Source organism: Deefgea chitinilytica (assembly GCF_016881405.1).
GTDB classification, from domain to species: Bacteria; Pseudomonadota; Gammaproteobacteria; order Burkholderiales; family Chitinibacteraceae; genus Deefgea; species Deefgea chitinilytica.
Window position 1 is genome coordinate 243332 of record NZ_WOFE01000002.1, and the last position, 22502, is coordinate 265833.

The following is a 22502-nucleotide window of genomic DNA, read 5'->3' on the forward strand; positions in this document are numbered from 1 at the left end:
CGCGCGGTGTAACTCGCGAATTGTCTAATTAAGCAGACACCAATCGTGAAAACCACATATCAAAAACAACAGACTAAGCCATTGTATTTATTAATAAATAGAAAAAAAAAGTCACCATTCATGCATCAATCAGGCTAGGGTATTCCCTAATGCCAACTTCATTGGCATAGTCTGCATTCATTGCGTATTAACGATGGCATCTGATGAATTTGAATCTGTACTTAGGCTTTCTTTTTAGCCTCTGCACCGCCCTGAGCTACAGTGCGAATATTAATTTTGAAGTGCCAACTTGGCGCAACGGCGCTAAAGCCGCACACACGATTGCCCACGATGATTACTGCAGCGGCAGTGTGCCTGGCGTTGAAAATACCGCTTTGCCGATTTTGAACGAGCGCGGTTTAACAGCCAGCATTGGCCTCATTGCTGGCGCGTGCAAAGACGATGATTGGAGCAAATTGAAAAAGCACCTCGCTAAGGGACATGAGCTTTTTAATCATTCACTGACTCATGTCGGCATGCTCGAAGCGGGCTCACTCAAACCGATTGCCGGCTGGAATAATGAAAAAGAGATCGCCTCAGCCCATCAATTAGTGAAAGATAAACTCGGCTACGCGATGCAATTTATGGCTTATCCCAGCGATCTCGCTACACCCGAAGCCAAAGCTTATTTACTCACCCAATCCGATTATCTCGGCGCTCGCGCCGCCAAGCATATTTATGACGGCAGCAATGCAGGTATCAATAGCGCCAACAATATCGATCCATTTTTCATCAAAAACGATGTGTATTGGCACGATGGGAAATGGTCACTCTACAAACCGGCCGGCGGCAATATGCTGATTCAGCATGTGAATGCCGCACTGGAAAATGGCGGTTGGAGCTATCGCACCATGCATGGCGTTGCCGATGGCTCATGGGAAGCCGTGCCAAAAGACGAGTACATCGCTTACGCCGATTATCTGCAAAAGAAAGTCGCTAGCGGTGAATTGTGGTTGGCAGGCCCGAGCGAAATTATTCGCTACCAAGCCACCCGCGAACACTGCCCACTCGTCCTGATAGGCAATACCCTCAAACTCAAACAAAACAATGAACTTTGCCAGCGCTACTCCAGCGCGATTACCGTTGATCTGCACATCGCGAATGAGTTAGCGGGGCGATTTACACAAAACCACAAGCCTTTGCCTAGTAAACAACTAGCCAATGGCAAATACCGAATTCAATTTAATCCTATTTTAGGAGATCTCTACATCAACTAAATAGGTATTAGCTTGAATGCATTATAAAACATAGTTTTTAACGCAGTACCCACATAGAGTATTGGAAATTTATTTACCAAGAACTCAATACAAAAACCTTTCCAAAGGATGGAGCAGATGCAATTGAATAAAACAATGATGGTGAGTTTACTCATCAGTGCAGGTCTTTTCTCAGGCAGCGCCTTCGCGATAACGACCACGCCGACAGCCAAACCAGCGACCGTGCCCAGCTACCCAGCGTGGGATAGCGCCACCACCTATACCGCAGGTCAACGCGTAACGCACAATGGCACGACCTATGAAGCACAATGGTGGACCAAGGGTGACAACCCAGCGACTGCTGGCGAATGGGGTGCGTGGAAAGTGGTTGGCACTTCGGTTACTCCAACGCCAACGAGTACAGCAACACCATCTGTAACGCCATCTATAACACCTAGCGCAACGCCGACTGCGACTGTAACGCCTAGCGCCACAGTAACGCCATCAGCGACCCCAACAGCGACAGCGACAGCGATCGTCACCGCTCCACCAACTGGCGATGCATGGAATAGCACCACCGTATATACCGCAGGCAAACGCGTGACTTATAACGGTCGCTTATACGAAGCCAAATGGTATACCGTCGGCGAAAATCCAAGCACCTCAGGCCAATGGGGCGTTTGGAAAGAGATTGGCGCAATCGTAACGCTGCCACCAACTACAACGCCGATTCCAACGCCCACCACCTCAGTTAGCCCAACGCCAAGCGTAACGCCATCTGTAACCCCGTCTGTAACGCCAACACCAACCTCAATTGTGAACACGCCTACGGTTGGCTATGTCCAAACCGCAAAATGGCGGGATGGTGCATCTGCAGCCTATACCATGTTCCACGATGATTTCTGCAGCTATGGCGTTGAAGGGCAAGTTCGTGATGCAGCCCCTGCCTTGAAACAACGTGGCTTAGTGGCATCATTTGGCATGATTACTGGCAATTGCACTGCAACAGGATGGAGCAATGCAAAACAAATGATTGCTGATGGACATGAAATTTATAGCCATACCAAAACCCATATTGATGCGAAAACAGCCACTTGGGACGCACAATTGCAAATTGATGGCTCAAGTAATGACATGGCGAGCAATCTAGATGGCTACCGCCCTAGCTTCTTTGCGTGGCCATCCGACGTCGCCGCAGACGCACCACTTGCTTATCTACGCACTGCCGCTGGTTATATCGGAGCCCGGGCCGCCAACCGTGTCGATGGTTCTGGCAACATCGTTTATGACGGTCACGTTGCTGGTTTAAATAACTATGTCAACGACGACTTCCAAGTACAGTGGGATTTATTCACCGACCAAGGTCAATGGTCAATGTATGAAGCCCAAGTCAAAGCGGGCGGCGATTTGCTTAATCTGCATGTCGATGCGGCGATCAACGCTGGCGGTTGGGCAACTCGCACCATGCACGGTGTCAATGATGCATCATGGATGAGCGTACCGTTAGCCAAATACACCGCGCATTTAGACTATATAAAAGCCAAAGTAGATGCGGGTCTGTTGTGGGTTTCTGGTCCATCAAGCGTAATTAAATATCGTTACGCACGTGATTTCTGCAAACCGATCCTCAGCACCAGCGGCGCGTCCATCGTGACTTTTGACACTAGTGCAGCGGAATGCAAAAAATATGCGACGCCAATTACCTTGCAAGCGTTTGCTTTAAATGCCGCCAACAAACTCAATGCGAGCCAAAACGGCAAAGCACTAAACTTGAAAGCAGGCGCTAACAATAGCTTCTTCGTGACTGTTGATCCACTCGCTGGATCAGTGACATTTAGCGCGCAGTAATCCATACGCAGGCAATCCAATCCCCCACCCAGATTTCTGGCTGGGGGATTTTTTGTACCAGAACAACTACTTAGCAACACGCAGAGTGTGGTATGCTGCGCACCTTTCTCGATTTCTGAATGTACCATGAGCCGCCAAATCCTTAACCGCACCGAACTCCACGACCCAGATACTTGGGTGAAATACACCAAAGGCAAATGCGACGATTGCTATTCGAGCTGCTGTACAATGCCAGTGGAAGTTAAAATCGGTGATTTAATCCGGATGGGCGTGGTCGATGAATTCGAGCGTGACGAACCCGCCAAAAACATCGCCAAACGGCTGATGAAAGCGCGAATTATTGAGCATTTCAATTTCAAGCACGAAATCTACACCCTTGCCCGCCGCGGTACGCGCGATTGTATTTATCTGGATGAAAAAACACGGCTGTGCACCATTTACGAAACGCGCCCTAATACCTGCCGCAATCATCCGACAATAGGCCCAAAACCAGGCTTTTGCGCCTATATCCGCTGGTTTTAACCAGCAAGGTATTGCTAGCTACGCAAAACAAATCAAAAGCTACAGAGCAATACCTCAGTATTTAAACCGCAGTTCAAATTCTTTACTCCCAAGCAGCATGCTTGAGCTTGGGCAATTCTGGAAAATAGTATGAAAAAACAAATCATTGAAGTACTCGAGCTCATCGCCGATGGCGGTTTGGATCAAGAAGACATTTTAGCGATGGCCGCCGAAGTGCTCGCGGCTCAACAAGATCCAGAAGCATATCGTGCACGTCACGCTGCAGATTTCTATCCGACAGACTCTGCAATTCCACTGTGGGAAACGGTATTGCTCGAGCAATTAGAAGACGGCTTACTATTTAAGGCCGATACCGTGGCCGCACTCTATGCACAAATTAGCGATGCATTCGGTGAAGGCGAACTTGATTTAGCGGCTGAATCATTAACTGGTTTGACTGATATTTCAGCCATTAAAGCCATTCAAGATGAACTCAGCCCAAATTTCACTTTGGTGGATTTTAGTGTGAGCTCAAATCGACAATTGGTATTGATTCGAACTCATTACTTGGCGCAGTTTTTGAAATTGTGTAAAGAACTCAATATCCAAGCAGAATCAACATTCGAAAATTTATTCAAAAAATAAGCAATTTAGTTCATTAATGCCATCGCAACAATTGCTTGCGATGGCATTATTTATATTGCAAACCATATTTCTTAAAAATCTCAGACAAAACGCCATTCTCTTTAATGACTTTCAAGCCCGCATTAAAAGACTCAATCCATTCTTTGTGATGTGGATTTTTAATCCCACTGGTCACATAGAGTGGATTAATCGACAGTTGCCCTTCGGCAAGCTCAAGCTCCGCAAATAACTGCGGATTGTGCTTAGAAATCGTATACTTAATTACAGCTTCATCATCTAATGTCAAATCGACCCGATTAGCTTGCAATTTTTTTAAATTAATTAATAGGCTATTAGCGTCTTCTCGACTAAATAAGTTTGAATTTTTAAATGCCTCGCTATACGCATAACCACGCGTCACACCAATTTTTTTTCCTTTTAAACTTTCAATACCATGAAACACAAAAGGATCACCTTTGCGTTTAACAAAGCGTATGGTGTTATTGAGATAAGAACTGCTAAACAAAAATGCTTTCGAGCGAGCCTCACTAAACCACATATTCGGCAAGATATCGTAAATCCCATTGGCCACCCCGGCCTCGGCTCTTACCCACGGAACGTATTCCACTTTCACCTCATGGCCTTGCGTTTTATAGGCAGCGCGGATGACTTCGATCGTCAATCCACCAGTCGGATTATTCGGATCCACAAAAGGAGGAAATGGATCGGAAACCGCAACTATGGTTTTTGCTGAAATAGCTTGTGCACAACAGAATAGAAAAAATACATACAGCCAACACCATCGTTTCATTGGCCACCTCCCAAGCAAATAACACCCATCAACGCAAGATGGACGCGCAGCTATGGGTATAGTTCTTTACTCTGCAGAATGAAACAAGGATATTTTATTCAGCAAACCAATGGGCAAAATCAAGCCGTAAACGACTTAAATATTGCCGTGCAATCGGGATTTCCTCATTGGCCACATTCAACACCCATACATCACGACCTCGCTTACTAGCGCCAGTCACTTTTTTTGGATTAACTAAGTAAGAGCGATGCACTTGCAGCAACAAATGCTCGTCAAAATACATACGAATCGCACGCAAGCGCAAGGTAATGTATTGCGGCGCACGTAAATCACTGGCGTAAATGCCGCTATAGCCTTTATCGGCGCGAATATACAAGATTTTGGTGCGTCGCGAAGCAATCTCGTACAGTTCAGACAATAACTGTGGTTGTCGCCCTAACTCATACAATTGCGCCCTCACCGTGGCAAATTGCTGACTTAAACTACGGTAAAAAGCGGCATCATCGGGCGATAAACTTTGCTTAAATTGAATCGCCAAGGTGTAGTCATCCCAAGTTTCACCAGCCCACACCGCTTGAGTTTGCGCTCCCGCCTCGGTCATCGAGTTGATGCCCAGAGCCTGCCCTTGCTGACTAAGTAAATCACCATCTTGATACAAGGCCAACCCCGCGACTTGCGGCTCTTGTGCCAAAAATGACATCGTGACTTCAAGCATTTTTTCTAGGCTACGCTGCTCTGATAGTCGCTGGCTAAACTCAGTCAAGGTCTGCAAACGTTGGGCTGCAACACTGAGCGTCTGATCGGTTACCACTGGTGCCAACTCGGCACTGAGCAAAGGCTCAAGCTGCCATGCCAATCGGTCACAGTACTCTAATAAGGGCTGCGCTTGGGCTTGCAAAGGAGCCAACTGACTGTGAGTAAGTACGGCACAACTCGTTTGCCGCAAATCGAGCAAAGCTGGAGCCAACGAGTGCATTACGTCTTTCACTTGGCGCAACTGCGCGATGTCAATCTCTAAATTGCGATGCTCACGATAGCGGCGCAGCCACAAACCCAGCACTAAAAACAGCAAACTAGCCACCACTACGCCAAGCACAGTATCCAGCCAAGCAGGATGATTGTGCCACCAAGCTTGCATGTCATGTCCCCATGCTCGCCACGGATAGTAATGATGTTCAATTTGGCTTAATAAGCTATGCGTGCTCGAATCACTACTCAAATCCCACAGTGCCATGCCGGCTAATTTTTTTTCTTGCGCGTACTGCAATTTCTCGGCGACTGATTGTGCAGACTCAATACTAATAAATTGCTGTAATGCGGCACTGTAATACGTCATCGCTTTGGCACGTGCATCCCAATTGGCTGTGAACTGACCATTGGCAATGATTGCAGTGGCTTCATCTTGACCAATCATGCCAGTGGCACCGGTTTTAGGGTCATCCCAAGAACCAAATGAAGCAGCTTGAAACGATTGATTTAATCCTTGCCGCGTAGTGGGCACACCAACAAAGCTCATCCCTTGCGTTGGAATCACCAAGACCAGCTTCTCTGGTACTGCACCTTTATCCAGAAGGGTATTAACAGCTAGATCAATCCCAATATTGCCTTCATAGCCATACAGTGGCGATTTATGTCCAGTTCGTGGACTCCATGCGCCGGTATAATCGCCCACTTGCAGCACCGCATAATCGATCAAAGGCATCAACTGAGGTAGCGGTAAAGCTTCGATTTGCGAATTGAGCGGCCCCAAACTCAAGCCGATGGTCAAAGGCCGCTGTTGGCTTAAGGCACGGATCTCTTGCAGCAAAAGCAATAAATTTTGCCCGTCTTCAGCGCGCTGACTATTCCCAATTTTTCCGCCCGAAGCAGGAAAATGCCAAGCCAGCTCAATACCATCAAAACCATAGCGCGCAGTAAAATCGAGTACCGACTGCGCCATCGCGCGGCGTAATTGAGGGCTAGCGGCCACATCTGAAAAATGCGCCGAGTAATGCCAGCCACCAATTGCAATCACCGTTTTTAAATCGGGATGCTGGCGTTTTAATGCCTGCAGTACCGCATAATTGCCTTGTACCAAACGGCCATCGGGCAAAATCGTCGCTTTATTTAAATCAAATGCAGGCTCAGCCGAAGTAATTTGTCCGTCCGCGGTCAAATTGGCAAAGGCATAGGTAATTTGCGTCGCCCGCTCCACGGGCAATGTCATTAATGGTGGATTTACCCAGAACGGGTAATACGCAATGATGCGTGGATTGGCACTTGCGAGGGAACTCAGCAGCACCAGCAAAAATCCGATGATTTTTGAATGATTTGATAAAAACAACGTCTCTCTCCCCATCTACTGTCTCGTAGATTTTTATGCTGAGAGCTTATCGATAGCCGTATCAGGTGGCTATCTTTGTGTCATTTTATGTAACAAAACCGCGCTTAGATTCACACTTTTTCAGCGTTTCGCGCTCAGTATGACACCTTGCCACGCAAAGCTTTCACTGAACCACGAAGTTGCTTTCTTTCCAACCGACGCTGTTGCGAACCATAAGTCGGTTTGGTCGCACGACGCGCCTTGACCACGACCGCTGCCGCATTGATGAGATCAAGCAATCGAGCAATGGCATCGAGTCGATTGGCTTCTTGGCTGCGTGAAGTTTGCGCCTTGATCACGACGACGCCGTCTTTGGTAATCCGATGATCATTCAGCATCAGCAAGCGCGCTTTGAGTTCATCCGGTAATGAGGAGTTGGCGATCGAGAATCGCAAATGTACCGCGCTCGATACTTTATTGACGTTTTGCCCACCCGCGCCTTGGGCACGAATTGCGGTGAATTCGATTTCGGTCTCAGGAATGCTGGCTATTTTCATTGAAGTATTATCGCTGAATTGTTGCTACTCAGCGTCTTTCAAGACGAAAGGAATATTAAAAGCCACTTCACTTTCAATCGGCGTATCACCGCGTTTGGCGGGCACAAAGCGCCATTTCTCCTTCACCGTTTTAAAAGCAACCTCGTCTAAACGTGGAAAACCGCTCGACTTCTCGACTCTCACCGCTAGCGGCTCGCCTTTGGCACTGACTTTCACCCATAAACGCACCGTGCCCGACTCACCATTTTTGATCGAAATATAAGGCATCACTGGACTTGGATTATTTAGATGAGCAGGTAGATATTGCGCCGGAGTCACTTTGCCCTCGCCCTCCTTGTCGGTATTGGCTTTGGCATGCTGTGATGAGTTTGTAGCCTCATTACTTGCCGACACAACGACCACAGGCTTGGCATCCGCCGCTGCGGTTTGCGGGCTAGCAGGAAGCTGCAGTTCACTTTGCGCTACCACCGTCTTTACTGGCAACTGCTTGAGCACTTTGGCTTGCGGCTGCGCGGGAAGAACTGCTGATTTGAGCGGGGCATTTTGAGGGAACGCACGCTCCCGCACAGGCGCAGGCTGGGCAACGGCTTTTGGGGCAAGCACGGCGGTTTGCAACATCACGGCCATCGAGCTTGCCACTGGCGTGTCTTCAACTCGCGGCAGCGAGAATCCCTGCCACGCGCCGATCAACAACGCATGTAATAGCAAGGCGCAGCACAATGCACCGCGCAGTCTCCGGCGCGGTGGCATTAAGTCAGCACGAATCAACACAAATCCATTCCATTTGATGCTTGCCTTCCAAAGCGCGAGTTTACAACGCAAATCATACGGACTTTTTGCGCCGACGACGCCAAAGCAACATCCCCAGCACCGCCAGCACCACATTGGCCGCAGCAAAACTGGCCAAAATAATATCCCTCGTCGTTTTGCCTAAGCCATCGAGCCAATGCCATTTATGCAAGTAGGCAAAGCTATAACCTTCTAAACGATCACGCTGCTCAACGAGATTAGAAAACTGCCCCGTTGCCGGCTCGATATACCAACTCGATTGCGCAGTATTGGCCAGATTCACCCGATACACGGGCAAGCGTTTTTGGAAAAAACCATATTCTCCGCCAAACTTGCTAATCAACTCAATCGATTGAATCGGCGCAGCAGAAACCCCCATCGCCTGCATCAACGTTGCAGCGTGCAGCTCAGCCGCCCCAGCCACCACTTGACCGTGGTGATTCAAATAAGTCGGCAGTGGGTTCGGCTTCTCCGCTGCCGCAGCGTGATGCGCGTGTTCGCCGCCTTGCATCGGTTTGGCTGCGCCTTGAACTAACCACAGTGTTTGCCCCGCGACATTCACGGCCGTTAAACCCGTCAGCCCAGCAGGAATCGCATGCAATTGCGGTAAATTAGCTAAAGCAGCTGGCGCAGGAACAACAGGGGGTGTACGGCTAAACCAAAGATGAAACAATCCACTTAGCGCAATACATACGCCAGCGACACCGGCAATCAAACCCAGTTGGCGATGTAAACGACGCATACGCGGCTGATTGGGGCGCAAGGTTTTGGTGCGCCAGCGAATGAGATACATCACCAAACCCGCCAACATCGTCACCAACGTCAAACCCAACATGACGCTGATACCAATTTGCTTCACCGGTTCGCTCGCCCAAGCCCAGGTATGCAGCAAGACAAATACGCCCATCAAGGTACGCTTGGTTTGATCTGATAACGCTGCAAGGCGTTGGCCTTCGGTGTCAACGAATGCAATCATGCCATCATCGCGCGCAAACTCAACGCGCCAAACCGGCAATAGCTTATTGATTGAAGGATAGTCGCGACCAAACTCGGTCACCCGCGTCATACTGCGAATCTCACTTTGGGCATCCCCCACCAAGGCGCGCGCAAGCTTTTCTGCTTGCTGCGTCTCAGCATCAACCAGTTCAGCGCCAGAGCTTGCATTAAACCAGCGTGCAGCAGGTAACTTGCCATCTACACGGGCTTCTTGCACACGCCATGCCGCTTGATCGGCCAGCATCAGTAGCCGAACCGATTGCAGTGAATGCGCCTTATCCGCCCAACGCCCTTCTGCCAAGCTCGCTAATGCTACAGGCGTTAAAGTGGCAGGTAACGCTGCGGCAGGCGGCAACGGATTCACTTTGGGTGACAGCGCCGACATAATCGGATGCATCACGCCACTCAGCCCCCAGATCAACACTGACACCCCAGCTACCCACGCCAAAGCACGATGCCAGCGTACCCATCCTGCTAAACGCTGAGCGGATGATGATTGAATCAATAACTCTTCACGCTTCATTGGGCACTTCCTTTCCCATCACGACGACCATCTCCGAAGGCCCACGATGCACCGATCAAGAAAGTACGCGGCGCGCCTGGGTTATAGGTATCTTGGGCGTCTGGATTGCGTGCACCTTGCCCTTTGTAACTTGACGCAGACATTTCTGAATAATGCTTATCCAGCAAATTGCTCACACTGGCCCACAGCGTAAGTTGCTTCATGCGATACTGCGCGCGCAAATTGACCAAGGTATGGCCGCCGTATTCGACTTTATTACTTTCATCCATCCAGTATTTGCCCAGATAGGTCGTCTCCAATCCCAAACGGAGCGCCTCAATTGGGCGATAAACGAATTCCACTTGACCTTGCCAAGTGGGCGCGGCTGGAATGTCATTGCCGGAAAAATTCAGTGTTGGCGATGGTTTGTATTCACGATAAATATGCTTGGCATATTGCCCTGCCAAATTCATACTCCACGCCGAATTGGCAGTCCAGTTGATGCCCAGCTCAACCCCTTCGTGACGCGTCTTACCGGCGTTGCGCGGCTCAGACTTACCGGGCTGGGTAGTGAAGTTAACCAACTCGTCTTCCCCATCAAGGCGATACACGACCGCGTCCAGCTTCAAGCCCGGTATTGGCTGACTGCGCAGACCCAATTCAAACTGATCAAACGTTGCCGGTTTCAGATTCGGTGTAATCGCACTGGAAAACAAAGAACCCACTTCGGGGGGCGTAAAGCCAACGCTGTAGCCGCTGTAGAAAAATAAATCCGGCGCTGCCTGCCAAGTGACGCCTGCTTTCGGTGATGCATTGGAAAACGACTGCTCTTGCGAAGCACCGCCTGTTGTCGGCGATGGCGCTAGATAATTGCTAAAGTCATACACCACGCGGTCATAACGCAAGCCAGCGTTCACGCCCCAACCGCCACCCAAGGCATAGCTTGCATCGCCATACACCGCTTGATTTTTCAAATCCACGCTGTAATCACGGCGAATACTTCCCTTCGTGTACGACAAGTATTTACCACTGACCGGATCGCGAACGATGGATAAATTTTGCTCACGCGCATCTTGCGGGCTGGTTTCGATTAAACCACCGACAGTTAATTTGAGCGCATCCCACTGTTGGCGGTGAAATGCGGTGGCCCCCAAAGACGTAAAGCTATTATCCGTAGTACGGCCGCTGGCGGTTTTCGGGCCGGTATTAAAAATCAAATAGCTCGGCAATTGATTGGTGGTGTTATCGCGATAAAACACGGTGGCAACCGTTTTACCACCGGCATTGAGCTCACCCTCAAGACCCGTCGCAACCCGTAATGCATCGACTTCACGATAGGTAAACGTGTTGTAGGAAAAACCAGGACGCGTATTAAAATCGGTCTGATTGAGACTACCAGGCATCTCGGTATCGAGCTTGGAATACGTAAGCGTGGATTTCCACAGCAATGATTCATTGATCCAATGATCACCGCGCACAGTCAGACCCGTTTTATCCATCTCATTATGATCTTGCCAGCCATCACGGCGCGCGGCTTGATAAGCGGAGATTCTAAGACCCGTATCACCCCAAGTACTACCAGCAGTAACGTCTGCACGGCGATACCCTTCATCACTGAGTTGCCCCCCCAAAGTAAACAAGGGGCCCGCTGGTGGTGCAGCCGTCGTAAAATTGACAGCCCCCCCTACCGCATTGCTCCCGTATAAACTGGAAGCGGGACCGCGCACCACCTCAATGCCATCTGCGCCGGGTAAGTTAATTTCATACAAAGCATTGTGATTAAAAATACCCACTGGGCGAATTGGAATACCGTCTTCCAAATATTGATACACCGCCGCATACGTCATTGGCTGCCGGATCGACATATTGTGCTGCTCATTACCCAAATCCGTCATGATGACACCGGGTACTCGATTGAGCACTTGGCCGATAAAGGTCGGTTTAATCTCTTGAATCGTTTGCTGATTGACTTTGCCGATCGAAACCGGCGCTTTAGCAATTGGGGTCGCTTCACGGGTCGCAGTTACCACAACGTCTTCAAGCTGGGTCACTTCGGCTTGTGCAGCAATAGATAGTAAAGAAAGAGCAAGTACTAAGGGACGCACAGCGCTGTGCGGATAAGAAAAAGCAATCAACATGATGAAATCCTGAACGCAAAGCGAGCTTTGCGAAAAACAATCTAGCTAACGCCAAAGCGCAGCCGCAATGAATCACCACGCGAACGTGGCGTTACGATCAGGAAATCAGAGGTGGCCCGCGCGGGGGCGGAGGAATTGCGAATGAAGGATAGGAAAACTCAGTTAGATAAGGCGCAAGCTGCAATACTGCCAGCCACTGGACTGCAGGTAACACGAGAATCGCGGTTGGCGGCACCAGTGCATGAGCACCCGCTGCCGCGCACACAGCACAAAACATCACTTTGGCTGGCTGATCATCCGGCGAGTTAGTCGAATTATCAAGCGACCATTGTTGCGCGGGTTGCGCTCCGGTACCACACCATGCCGGGCTCGTCTCTTGCGCCATCACCGCTGCGTGTGCGAACGGTAGCAGCAGTTGGCACAACATAGCCAACAGCGCGCAGTACGCAGCAAAACGGTGAGTCAATCGACAAGGCACGAATAGCCATCCAAAAAAATTTTGGCGTCGAGTATAGCGTAAATATTCACACAATCAATGACATTTTGTAAGTAATTAGCTTACTGCAATGCAACATTGCCACCCAAAATTTCGTTTGGACAGCGGTATAATTTGCCGTAGAATCGGCGAAAATTCATCGTTCTATGTATTTTCATGCTCAGTTTTTATCGACAATCTAAGCTAATCTGGTTCGCGCTATTTGCGCTGAGCTTGCTTTGGCTATTGCCGTTAATTCAGGGAGCACAATTAGCGGCACAAGCTAGCAATGATGTGCAGCCGACACTATGTAGTAGCGTTGCAACAAAAACGACACCTAATTCTGAAACTCCTCCTGTACCACAGCAACACATTAGCAAGTGTCCTATCTGTATCAGTAATTCAACCCCTCTTTGGGCGCTACCCGCCGCGCCTGCCGCTTTACCTTCAGTTCAACAACACACAAGTCTGCTCCGGCAAGTGGGAAGTGAAGGTTTTTTTATACCGGCAGCCTTATATACCCTCCCCCAGAGTCAAGCACCACCGCTTGCTTGATCTAGCTTACAGCAGCATACCCCTTAAATTATTCAGAAAAATTGCAAGGAATACCCATGCTTAAAAAATTCGCAGTGGGCGCATTGATGTGCCTTAGTACCGCGCTGTGTGCGGCTCATGACTATACCGTGGGCGACGTTACAATCGAACATCCGTGGGCACGTGCTACGCCGCCCAAAGCCGTAAATGCGGGTGGCTTTATGTTGTTAAACAGCAAAGGGGGCGATCAACTGATTGCCGCCAGCAGCGACGTCGCCGAAAAAACTGAAGTCCATGAAATGAAAATGGTCGACGGCGTGATGAAAATGCGTCCACTAACAGCTGGCTTAGTGCTCACTCCAAATCAAACCGTCAAGCTTGCTCCAGGTGGTTATCACATTATGTTTATCGGTATTAAGCAGCCCTTTAAAGAAGGCGATCAATTCCCATTAACGCTGACCTTTGCCAAAGCCGGTAAAGTAACTGTGGATGTGAAAGTGCAAGCTATGACTGAGATGGCCGCGCCACAACACGGCCACGAATAAGCCCTTTACCTGTTTAGTTGGAGAAAAAATTGAAACGAGCCATCATCATTTTAAGTCTTGCTTTTGCTAGCTTGATCACCCCCGCATGGGCTGATGATCAAAGCGACATTACCGCTAGCATGAAAGCGGTTTGGGATAAGCCCGACAATCCACTCACCGTGAAGCCTGTGATCATTGCCGACGATTTTGCGATTGCCGGCTGGTTACAAGGTGAAAAAGGCGGGCGAGCCCTGCTCAAAAAAGGTCCTCATGGTTGGCAAACGCAGTTGTGCGCCGGTGAAATCACGTCGCACCTACTGCAGCAAGCTGGTGTGCCAACTGCTACAGCCAAACAATTGCTCGTGCAACAGTCCGCCGCAGAAAAGAAATTATCTAAAACGGATGTAGCCCAACTTTCCTCTTTTGTTGGCGTGGTCAAAATGAATGAGGGCAAAGGCCATCATCATGGCCACGAACAACATCACCCAGCCTCAACAACACAGCACCATTAAACCCACAGCTCTGCCGCAGCACCACTGTGCTGCGGTACGATGTAATAATTACCACCCTTCGTAAGATGTAATTAAGCACTTCAAGATCGGCTTTGCGGCTGTCATAATACAAAGCCTATCCCCACCCACACCAAGGAGCTTCGATGCATCATGACACCCCTCTGTTGACCACCTTGGTGCTCGGTCTAGGGCTAGCTTATTTATTTGGCATTTTGGCGCATCGTTGCAAATTACCTCCCTTGGTGGGTTACTTAGCTGCTGGTATTTTCGTCGGCCCATTTACCCCCGGACTGATGGCGAATCAAGAATTAGCCACCGAACTAGCTGAAATCGGCGTCATTTTGCTGATGTTTGGCGTCGGCCTGCATTTTTCCGTAAAAGATTTAATGAGCGTGAAAAAAATTGCAGTTCCCGGCGCGATAGTGCAAATCGCGATTGCCACCTTAATGGGAATGGGTTTAGCGCATTTAATGGGTTGGCCATGGGGACAAGGTTTGGTTTTTGGCTTAGCGCTGTCAGTCGCCAGTACCGTAGTGCTGCTCAAGGCTTTACAAAAACATGATGTCGAAGACACCGAACAAGGCCGGATTGCGATTGGTTGGTTGATTGTTGAAGACTTGGCGATGGTGCTGGCCTTGGTTTTACTGCCAGCGCTGGCTGGCTTACTTGGCGGCATCAGCAGCGCGAACAGCGTCGGCATTGGTGAATTGGTGTTGCTGACCCTAGCCAAAGTCGGCGCCTTTGTCGCCTTTATGCTGATTATCGGTCGCCGAGTGATTCCGTGGATTTTGGAGAAAACCGTCTGGACCGGCAGCCGCGAGTTGTTTCGGCTCGGCGTGCTAGCGATTGCGCTAGGTGTGGCCTATGGCGCATCGCATTTATTTGGTGTGTCGTTTGCATTGGGCGCGTTTTTTGCCGGCATGGTTCTAGCTGAGTCTGAATTTAGTCATCGTGCGGCCGAAGAATCGCTACCATTGCGGGATGCATTTGCCGTACTGTTTTTTGTTTCGGTCGGCATGTTGTTCGACCCCAGCATCATTCTCAAGCATCCATACGCGCTAGTCGGCACGGTGCTAGTGATTGTGATCGGTAAATCGCTCGCCGCATGGGGGATTGTGCGCGCTTACGGCTATAACAGCTCAACCGCCAGCACGATTGCAGCCAGCTTAGCGCAGATTGGTGAGTTCTCATTTATCCTAGCCACGCTCGGTATGTCGCTTGGTTTGCTTAATCAAGATGCCAACGCACTGATTATTGCTGGGGCGCTCATTTCAATCTTGCTCAATCCGCTCTTATTTTCAATCTTGCTTCGTCAGACTACGCAAGAGCGCATCAAAAACGAATCCTTGTAAATATTTTTCAACGTGATCGGCAAACAAATACATATCGAGAGCAGCATTACATGATCTAGCGGGAGAGCGATGTGTGTAGAGCTATTGCTTTAGCCCCATCGCTCCAAAAGCATCAGCCTTGGCGAACCTATTTACCCATCCGATCAGCAAAATAGACCGAACCCATTCCTACACTGCAGTGATATAAACAGGTGCAAAACCACCACCCAAGGTTCTAAAGTTGGTGGTTTGCCCAATGTATAATCGGGCAGCAAATAACTGGATTTGACCTCGGTACACATAAGCACGAATATCGAGCTTTAAATCAGCGCTCTGCTCCCCAGTAATTGCAACACAGCGTTCACTCGGCGGCGCAATTGTTTGCGCCACGTAGTGGCTAGCAAGAATTTCGCCCCATACCCGCTTAGTTAATTTGTCACCTCGATACGTGGCTTTACTGCCGTAACCGCTGGCGGGTTTGAAAAATAGCTGTCGCCGCTGCGCCCAAAGTTCATCCGCATTAGCAGCGGTCACTTGAAAAGTACGCGGAATTCCTGCTTGCAAGGTTGCGACGGTTGAGTCAGCAAGCGGATCAATCGCTAATTGTTGCGGAGAACTCAGCTCAGCGAGATGGCGCTTATCAGCGAATAACGCATGCGCACGTGGTGTTGGCGTCACGACGACATCGCCAGCTTCAAACGCGTTTCGTAGAGCCTCTGTATTGGTTTGCTTAAAATAGAAATCGGTCAAACGGTTATAAACCATGTCAATCGCGTCGTCGCCAAGCCACAATTGCTGATCGTGCCAGCGCAGCTCGCTCGGATCAGCGATTAGGCAATGAATTCCAGCTCGTTCAAACATGCGCTGAAATAAAAGAAACTCGGGATAAAGGTATTGCTGCGCTGGCGCTTCATCAAGGATAACGATGCTGCGTGGGCGAGCTGTTGCTCGTTGTGCCGCCCATTCCTGCTCAAACATCGCTAGCCATACATTTTCTAATTCATCCAGAGATATTGGTGCGGCAATCAGCGGCGGACAAGCTTTGCAACATGAAGTTTGCGCGCGAGCCAATGCCAGATTGAGCATAGCACCGCCAGCATTGGTATTAATTTCAATGAGTTGCGGCCCGTTTGCCCCCAAATGAAAGTCATAACCAAAAAACACGCCATCAGGGCCGAAATTAGTCTGCGCTACTGATGGTGCTTGTGCCAATGCCCGAGTTTGCCAATGCTCTGAAGAAACAACCTCAGTAACACTACGAATAATCGCCTGCATCTGATCACGTTGAGCAGGCGTAATAAACACCATGGTTGATGAAAATAAGTGTGGACGTGTTTCTGCAATTTCGGCTGCCAAGCCGCTCAATTGCGGGCTAGCTTCAAGCTCGGCTTTCAGTAAATCGTGATCTAGAAATTGGCAAGCACATTGCTTATTGAGCAATTCTGCTGTGCTAGTAGCGGTGCTATAGCTCAGCATGCGTAATACTTCCGTTTCATTTTGAGCGCAACATTCACTAAAGCAATCAGCACGGGCACTTCAACTAAAGGGCCAATCACGCCTGCAAAAGCTTGGTCGGAGCTCAAACCAAACACAGCAATCGACACGGCAATCGCCAACTCAAAATTATTACCGCTCGATGTAAATGCAATCGACGCATTTTGATCGTAAGGCAAGCCCAGTTTCTTGCCGATAAAAAAACTCACGAAAAACATCAGCATGAAATAGATGACCAGTGGAATGGCGATTTGAATAACATCCAACGGTAGCTCGACAATCATTTCGCCTTTCAGGCTAAACATCAGCACGATGGTCGCGAGCAAAGCAATCAGTGTGATTGGCGAAATACGCGGGATAAACACCGTGTTGTACCAATCCTCGCCCTTCGCTGAGACTAGCCATTTGCGACTTAAAAAACCCGCCAAAAATGGGATCCCTAGATAAATCAGCACGCTTTGCGCAATATCGAAGATTGTAATATCCAGCGTAAAACCTTGCAGGCCAAACAGCGGCGGCAAAACCGTAATAAAGAGCCAAGCCATAAAGCTATAAGTCACAATCTGAAACACGCTATTGAGTGCCACCAAGGCCGCACCGTATTCTTTGCTACCGCCACTAATATCATTCCAGACCAGTACCATTGCGATACAACGCGCCAGCCCAATCAAAATCAGCCCCACCATATAGCCAGGCTGATCACGCAGAAACGTAATCGCCAGCACAAACATCAAAATCGGGCCGACGATCCAGTTCATGACCAGAGACAGCGTTATCGCTTGCTTATCGCGCGTCACTTCGCCCAACAGGCTGTAATTCACTTTCGCCAGCGGTGGGTACATCATCAAAATCAGGCCAATCGCTAATGGTATATTGGTCGAGCCAACTGACATCGCCTCATTCAGGTGTGCAACTTGCGGAAAAACCACGCCGATAGCGACGCCCAATGCCATCGCGAGGAAAATCCATAGCGTTAAATTACGATCCAAAAAACTCAATTTATTCGATGTGGATTCACCGATGCAGGTTTGGCTATTCATCAAATTTCGTCCGGCTGAGAGCAGCAGAGCAATTCACTAGGCATACAAGGCAAAGAAGTCGTACGTGGCAAGCATTGCTCGGGATTACCTGCGCAACACTCCTCGGTCAAATAAGCAATCAAATCCAGCATCAAGCTCAAATTGGCGCGATAACGCATATAGCGCCCTTCTTGCGCCACCGTCACCACCTTGGCCTGCGCCATCGCCTTCAAATGAAACGACATATTCGTCGGTGGCAAGCCCAGCGCCTCGGCAATCTCCCCCGCCACCATGCCGGTATGCCCTTGGCGCACCAATAAACGATAAACATCCAAACGGACACCCGATGAAAGCGACTCAAAAATAGTCGTAGCGATTTGTTTTTCCATAATTTAACTATACAACAATATTTGAAATATTGTATTGTTATTATCAACAATATCAATTTAAGTCCGAGGACAGCACAAATGAGTATCAAAGTAGGGATCAACGGCTTTGGCCGCATGGGGCGTTTAACACTGCGCGCAGCGTGGGGCTGGCCAGAAATTGAATTCGTGCAGATTAACGACCCTGCGGGTGACGCAGCGACTTTGGCGCACCTGCTCAACTTTGACTCGGTGCATGGCCGATTTGCGCATGAAGCCAGCACGGATGGCGATGATATTTTGATCGGTAACTCGCGCATCAAAACGAGTCGTAACACAGCGATTGGCGAAACCGATTGGTCGGGCTGCGATGTAGTCATCGAAGCCTCAGGCAAAATGCGCACCAGCGCGCTGCTGCAAGCTTACCTCGATCAGGGCGTCAAACGCGTCGTCGTCACCGCGCCAGTCAAAGAAGTGGGCGTACTCAATGTCGTTGTTGGTGTAAATCATCATTTGTTCGATCCAAGCATTCACCGCATCGTCACCGCCGCCAGCTGCACCACCAACTGCCTTGCACCCGTAGTCAAAGTAATCCACGAGCAGCTCGGCATCCGTCACGGCAGCATGACGACGATTCACGATTTGACCAATACGCAAACCATCATCGACGCCCCGCACAAAGACCTACGCCGTGCGCGTTCCTGCGGCACGAGTTTGATCCCGACTTCGACTGGCTCAGCCACCGCGATCACCGAGATTTTCCCCGAACTCAAAGGCCGCCTCAACGGCCACGCGGTGCGCGTACCGCTAACCAACGCCTCGCTAACCGATTGCGTGTTCGAGCTCGAACGCGCGACGACCGTCGAAGAAGTCAACGGTCTACTGAAAGCCGCGTCGGAAACGTATTTGAAAGACATCTTAGGCTATGAAGAACGCCCGCTGGTGTCAATCGATTACCGCGGCGATGCGCGCTCGTCCATCATTGACGCGCTATCGACGATGGTGATCAACGGCACGCAATTGAAGCTCTACGCGTGGTACGACAATGAATGGGGTTATGTGAATCGCACGGCGGAGCTGGTGAGACAAGTCGGTTTGGCGGATCAGTAAATTTTTAGGGGTATTGCCATATAGTTTATATAAATCGTTAATTATGTGGATATACCCTTAAGTAGTACGTTATCAAAATGTGTTGATAATTTTTAGTGCCTTCGGCACCGTGTTTTACAGTCGCAATCCGCGACGAGGACTTACTTCTCTTGCTTCGCCAAGAGAAGTAAACAAGAGAAGGCGACCCGGGCGAAAAGCGCTCCGCGCTGCCCTTGCGTCGTAGTGAGCCAAACGATAAAACTGTTTGTCTCCCTCCTCGCTGCGGTTTTCGCTACACGGGATTTAAAGCCCCTGACCGTTCATTGCGTTACTAACCGACACAAGTTGCGAACTCTGCTTTATTGGAATTCTTATGTTTTCTTCTCTCTCCCCCGCCATCCGCCAATACCTGATCATCACCGGCAATTACTGGGCCTTCACCTTAACCGATGGCGCTTTGCGGATGTTGGTGGTACTGCATTTTCATCAGCTTGGTTTTTCGCCGCTGAATATCGCGCTGCTGTTTTTGTTTTATGAGATTTTTGGCGTCGTGACTAATCTGGTCGGAGGCTGGCTGGGGGCGCGGATTGGCTTGAATAAAACGATGAATATCGGCCTTGGCTTGCAGGTGATTGCGCTGCTGGCGCTGACCGTACCAACGGCGATGCTGACGGTGCCATGGGTGATGGCGGCGCAAGCGCTGTCGGGGATTGCGAAAGATCTGAATAAAATGAGCGCAAAAAGCAGCATCAAGGCCTTGGTTCCGGCGGGTAGCGCGGCGGCAGAAGGCAAGCTGTATCAGTGGGTGGCGCTGCTAACCGGTTCGAAAAACGCGCTGAAAGGCGTTGGCTTTTTTCTTGGTGGCGTCTTGCTCGCCACCTTGGGTTTTGCTGGCGCAATGTGGGCGATGGCGGCGGTATTGCTGCTGGTGTGGGTGGCGAGTTTATTGAGTTTGAAGGCCGACTTGGGCAAGGCGAAAAACAAGCCCAAGTTTGGCGAGATTTTCTCCAGCAGCCGCGCGGTGAATATTTTGTCGGCTGCGCGGCTGTTTTTATTTGGCGCGCGCGATGTGTGGTTTGTCGTGGCGTTGCCAGTGTTTATGGCGACGACTTTGGGCTGGGCTGATTGGGCGGTCGGAACATTTTTTGCCTGCTGGGTGATTGGCTACGGCATCGTGCAATCGCTGGCGCCTTATCTCACAGGCAAAAAAGCTGGCAAAGTGCCCGATGGTCGAGCCGCGATGGGGTGGGCGATACCGCTTGCCGTATTAACTGCAGGTATTGCTTTGGGGCTCAATTTGGAAAATGGCTTGCAGGCGATACTGGTGGGTGGTCTATTGTTATTTGGCGTACTGTTTGCGATTAATTCATCATTGCACAGCTATTTGATTGTTAGCTACGCCAAAGAGGACGGCGCATCGCTCGACGTCGGTTTTTACTACATGGCCAACGCGATGGGGCGGCTGATCGGTACGGTGTTGTCCGGTTGGGTATATCAAACCTCAGGCTTGGCGGCGTGTTTATGGATTGCGGTGGCGTTTATTTGCTTGGCCGCAATCATCTCCATCGGCTTACCGCGGCAAGCCAAACTCTAAATCAAACTCTAAATTTCAGTTTAGATTTGCTGCTGGCAGCGCGGAGTGTCGTACTTCGCGATGCTACATTCCTTATCTCGCTGCAATCAAATCGACTAAAGCAAGAACCACACACGATGGTTTAATCTTAAATTCGTCTAGACGTCATCGTATTGTCACTTTGGGCTGCGCATAATTGCGCCACATTCCAACCCACTTAGAGACAAGCGTAATGAAAAAACTCACCCCGATTGCCTTGCTACTTAGCGCAGCATTGAGCTCAATCGCCATGGCCGATAGCACCCTCACCGTCTACACCGCACTGGAAGCCGATCAGCTCAAAGCGTATCAAGCCAAGTTTGAAGAAGAAAATCCAGGCATCAAACTCAAATGGGTGCGCGACTCCACTGGCATTATCACCGCCAAATTGCTCGCCGAAAAAGCCAATCCGCAAGCCGATGTGGTGATGGGTTTAGCGGCATCATCGCTACTGGTATTTGAAAAAGAAGGCATGTTGCACGCCTATGCGCCAAAAGGCGTTGAGCTACTAAGCAAACAATACGTAGACGACAGCAACCCACCAGCTTGGGTAGGCATGGACGTTTGGGGTGCGACGGTCTGCTTTAACACCGTGGAAGCCGCTAAATTAGGCTTAAAAAAACCAGAAACATGGAAAGACCTCACCAAGCCTGAATTTAAAGGCAAGATCGTGATGCCAAATCCAGCTTCCAGTGGCACCGGTTACTTTGACGTCAGCGCTTGGCTACAGATGATGGGCGAAAAAGACGGCTGGGCGTTTATGGATAAATTGCACGACAACATCGCGCAATACACGCACTCAGGCTCAAAACCGTGCAAGCAAGTAGCCGCAGGCGAATTCCCAGTGGGTATTTCATTTGAGTATCGTGCAGCCAAGCTCAAAGAAGGTGGCGCGCCGATTGATTTGGTGTTTCCGAAAGAAGGCTTGGGCTGGGATTTGGAAGCCACGGCGATCATGAAGGGCACCAAAAACCTCGATGCAGCGAAAAAACTCGCGGATTGGTCTGCATCTAAATCAGCCAATGAGTTGTACGAGAAAAACTTCGCGATTGTCGCGATGCCCGGTGTTGCCAAACCGAACCCGCACATTCCTGCCGACTACGAAAAACGCCTGATCAAGCAAGACTTGCGCTGGTCAGCCAACAATCGTGACCGTATCTTAGCCGAATGGACTAAGCGTTACGACAGCAAATCAGAACCGAAAAAATAATCAGTAATCGACTCAATACCGCGCTGGGTAACGC

21 protein-coding genes are annotated in these 22502 nt (G+C 49.7%); 11 read left to right on the top strand and 10 right to left on the bottom strand.

All coding sequences use genetic code 11. The features are described from left to right. Nucleotides 1–203 precede the first annotated feature (203 nt). From GM173_RS06770 to GM173_RS06785, 4 genes are all read left to right on the top strand, one after another. Complete coding sequence (locus GM173_RS06770; RefSeq protein WP_203570603.1) at nt 204–1256, top strand: polysaccharide deacetylase family protein; 1053 nt, start codon at nt 204–206, stop codon at nt 1254–1256. A gap of 117 nt (nt 1257–1373) precedes the next feature. Next, nucleotides 1374–3083, top strand: coding sequence for a carbohydrate-binding protein (locus GM173_RS16185; protein WP_275412336.1), 1710 nt, complete (start codon nt 1374–1376; stop codon nt 3081–3083). A gap of 126 nt (nt 3084–3209) precedes the next feature. Further along, nucleotides 3210–3605 (top strand): YkgJ family cysteine cluster protein, encoded by a 396-nt coding sequence (locus tag GM173_RS06780; protein ID WP_203570605.1) that lies wholly within the window; start codon nt 3210–3212, stop codon nt 3603–3605. Between the two features lie 129 nt (nt 3606–3734). Then, on the top strand, nt 3735–4229 hold the full coding sequence (locus tag GM173_RS06785; protein ID WP_203570606.1) for a hypothetical protein: 495 nt from the start codon (nt 3735–3737) through the stop codon (nt 4227–4229). A 46-nt stretch (nt 4230–4275) separates the two neighbouring features. Here the strand turns inward: GM173_RS06785 and GM173_RS06790 are convergent, their stop codons facing one another. From GM173_RS06790 to GM173_RS06820, 7 genes are all read right to left on the bottom strand, one after another. Then, on the bottom strand, nt 4276–5019 hold the full coding sequence (locus GM173_RS06790; protein ID WP_203570607.1) for a substrate-binding periplasmic protein: 744 nt from the start codon (nt 5017–5019) through the stop codon (nt 4276–4278). Nucleotides 5020–5113: 94 nt separating this feature from the next. Next, entirely contained in the window at nt 5114–7342 is a 2229-nt protein-coding gene (locus tag GM173_RS06795; RefSeq protein WP_203570608.1) for a glycosyl hydrolase family 18 protein, read from the bottom strand. A 134-nt stretch (nt 7343–7476) separates the two neighbouring features. Beyond that, nucleotides 7477–7878: an alternative ribosome rescue aminoacyl-tRNA hydrolase ArfB gene (gene arfB / locus GM173_RS06800; RefSeq protein WP_203570609.1), complete on the bottom strand. Its 402-nt coding sequence runs from the start codon at nt 7876–7878 to the stop codon at nt 7477–7479. 24 nt (nt 7879–7902) lie between these two features. Then, nucleotides 7903–8649, bottom strand: coding sequence for an energy transducer TonB (locus tag GM173_RS06805; RefSeq protein WP_203570610.1), 747 nt, complete (start codon nt 8647–8649; stop codon nt 7903–7905). Between the two features lie 52 nt (nt 8650–8701). Next, the gene (locus GM173_RS06810) at nt 8702–10186 is read right to left on the bottom strand and encodes a PepSY domain-containing protein (RefSeq protein WP_203570611.1); all 1485 of its coding nucleotides are present in this window, start codon (nt 10184–10186) and stop codon (nt 8702–8704) included. After that, the gene (locus GM173_RS06815; RefSeq protein ID WP_203570612.1) at nt 10183–12303 is read right to left on the bottom strand and encodes a TonB-dependent receptor family protein; all 2121 of its coding nucleotides are present in this window, start codon (nt 12301–12303) and stop codon (nt 10183–10185) included. Before GM173_RS06815 ends, GM173_RS06810 begins: the two co-directional genes overlap by 4 nt. Before the next feature lie 97 nt (nt 12304–12400). Then, nucleotides 12401–12781: a DUF2946 family protein gene (locus tag GM173_RS06820; RefSeq protein WP_203570613.1), complete on the bottom strand. Its 381-nt coding sequence runs from the start codon at nt 12779–12781 to the stop codon at nt 12401–12403. A gap of 174 nt (nt 12782–12955) precedes the next feature. Here GM173_RS06820 and GM173_RS16380 point away from each other — a divergent pair, with 174 nt between their 5' ends. The 4 genes from GM173_RS16380 to GM173_RS06840 all read left to right on the top strand — a co-directional run bounded on the left by GM173_RS16380 (nt 12956) and on the right by GM173_RS06840 (nt 15700). Next, the gene (locus tag GM173_RS16380) at nt 12956–13333 is read left to right on the top strand and encodes a DUF2946 family protein (RefSeq protein ID WP_203570614.1); all 378 of its coding nucleotides are present in this window, start codon (nt 12956–12958) and stop codon (nt 13331–13333) included. A gap of 56 nt (nt 13334–13389) precedes the next feature. Continuing rightward, nucleotides 13390–13857 carry a copper chaperone PCu(A)C gene (locus GM173_RS06830; RefSeq protein ID WP_203570615.1) on the top strand — a complete coding sequence of 156 codons (468 nt, stop codon included), beginning with the start codon at nt 13390–13392 and terminating at the stop codon, nt 13855–13857. A gap of 29 nt (nt 13858–13886) precedes the next feature. Further along, complete coding sequence (locus tag GM173_RS06835) at nt 13887–14348, top strand: copper uptake system-associated protein (protein ID WP_203570616.1); 462 nt, start codon at nt 13887–13889, stop codon at nt 14346–14348. Nucleotides 14349–14491: 143 nt separating this feature from the next. Next, entirely contained in the window at nt 14492–15700 is a 1209-nt protein-coding gene (locus GM173_RS06840; protein WP_203570617.1) for a cation:proton antiporter domain-containing protein, read from the top strand. Nucleotides 15701–15868: 168 nt separating this feature from the next. Here the strand turns inward: GM173_RS06840 and GM173_RS06845 are convergent, their stop codons facing one another. From GM173_RS06845 to GM173_RS06855, 3 genes are read right to left on the bottom strand one after another with little or no spacing between them, the layout of a single operon-like run. Then, nucleotides 15869–17155, bottom strand: a complete 1287-nt coding sequence (locus GM173_RS06845; protein ID WP_203570618.1) for a hypothetical protein — start codon at nt 17153–17155, stop codon at nt 15869–15871. Continuing rightward, nucleotides 17149–18213: an ACR3 family arsenite efflux transporter gene (arsB, locus tag GM173_RS06850; RefSeq protein WP_203570619.1), complete on the bottom strand. Its 1065-nt coding sequence runs from the start codon at nt 18211–18213 to the stop codon at nt 17149–17151. Before arsB ends, GM173_RS06845 begins: the two co-directional genes overlap by 7 nt. Continuing rightward, entirely contained in the window at nt 18213–18581 is a 369-nt protein-coding gene (locus tag GM173_RS06855) for an ArsR/SmtB family transcription factor (protein WP_203570620.1), read from the bottom strand. The genes arsB and GM173_RS06855 overlap by 1 nt, the downstream gene beginning before the upstream one ends. A 78-nt stretch (nt 18582–18659) precedes the next feature. Here GM173_RS06855 and GM173_RS06860 point away from each other — a divergent pair, with 78 nt between their 5' ends. The 3 genes from GM173_RS06860 to GM173_RS06870 all read left to right on the top strand — a co-directional run bounded on the left by GM173_RS06860 (nt 18660) and on the right by GM173_RS06870 (nt 22468). Then, nucleotides 18660–19667, top strand: a complete 1008-nt coding sequence (locus GM173_RS06860) for an ArsJ-associated glyceraldehyde-3-phosphate dehydrogenase (protein WP_203570621.1) — start codon at nt 18660–18662, stop codon at nt 19665–19667. Between the two features lie 352 nt (nt 19668–20019). Continuing rightward, entirely contained in the window at nt 20020–21240 is a 1221-nt protein-coding gene (gene arsJ, locus GM173_RS06865) for an organoarsenical effux MFS transporter ArsJ (protein WP_203570622.1), read from the top strand. Nucleotides 21241–21451: 211 nt separating this feature from the next. Beyond that, nucleotides 21452–22468, top strand: a complete 1017-nt coding sequence (locus GM173_RS06870) for a putative 2-aminoethylphosphonate ABC transporter substrate-binding protein (protein ID WP_203570623.1) — start codon at nt 21452–21454, stop codon at nt 22466–22468. Nucleotides 22469–22502 lie beyond the last annotated feature (34 nt).